This is a genomic window from Marivita cryptomonadis (genome assembly GCF_002115725.1).
In the GTDB taxonomy this organism is placed as follows: Bacteria; Pseudomonadota; Alphaproteobacteria; order Rhodobacterales; family Rhodobacteraceae; genus Marivita; species Marivita cryptomonadis.
Genome location: NZ_JFKD01000092.1, coordinates 1 through 906, shown reverse-complemented (window position 1 = coordinate 906; position 906 = coordinate 1). Strand labels below are relative to the sequence as shown.

At 63.1% G+C, this 906-nt stretch carries 1 protein-coding gene; it reads left to right on the top strand.

What is annotated here, in order from left to right; genetic code table 11:
* A partial coding sequence (locus MCRY_RS22430; RefSeq protein ID WP_085633985.1) for an IS630 family transposase occupies positions 1-882 on the top strand: 882 nt, incomplete at its 5' end.
* Between the last annotated feature and the right edge of the window lie 24 nt (positions 883-906).

The following is a 906-nucleotide window of genomic DNA, read 5'->3' as shown; positions in this document are numbered from 1 at the left end:
GAGGGCGTGCCGGGGCTCAAACGGGACAAGACGCGGCCCTCGCGGGTGCCGCCTCTGCCCAGAGAAGTGCGACTCAAGGTGATCGCGAAGACCGTGCAGGAAACACCGCCCAATGCCACGCACTGGAGCCGCACAACGATGGCTGACGCGGTGGGTATTTCGCCCTCGAGCGTGGGCCGGATATGGGCGGACGCAGGCTTGAAGCCCCATCTGACAAAGGGCTTCAAGGTCTCGAACGACCCGATGTTCGAGGAGAAGGTTACCGAGATCGTCGGGCTCTACCTCGACCCGCCGGACCGGGCGGTGGTGCTGTGCGTCGATGAGAAATCGCAAATCCAGGCGCTCGATCGGACCCAGCCCGGGCTGCCGCTGAAGAAGGGGCGCGGTGCGAGCATGACCCACGACTACAAGCGTCATGGCACCACCACGCTCTTCGCCGCGCTGGACGTAAAGTCCGGCCTGGTCATCGGTGACTGCATGCCCCGCCACCGCGCCAAGGAGTTCCTGAGCTTCCTGCGCCGCATCGACCGGGCCGTGAAGAAACCCCGCGACATTCATTTGGTTCTCGACAACTACGCCACCCACAAGACGCCCGAGGTGCAGGCTTGGCTGGAGAAACATCCGCGCTTCAAGCTGCATTTCACACCCACAAGCGCGTCCTGGCTGAACCTCGTCGAACGCTTCTTCGCCGAGATCACGTCGAAGCGCATCCGGCGCGGCAGCTACTCCAGCGTCGACGACCTCGAAGGCGCGATCTACGACTACCTGCTGCAGCACAACGCAAAGCCGAAGCCCTTCGTCTGGAGCAAGACCGCCGAGGACATCCTCACCCGAGAGCGCCGCGCACTCGACGCGCTCGATCAAATTAGGGGAAATCGGTAGCAAATGTCAGACTCGGAACACTAG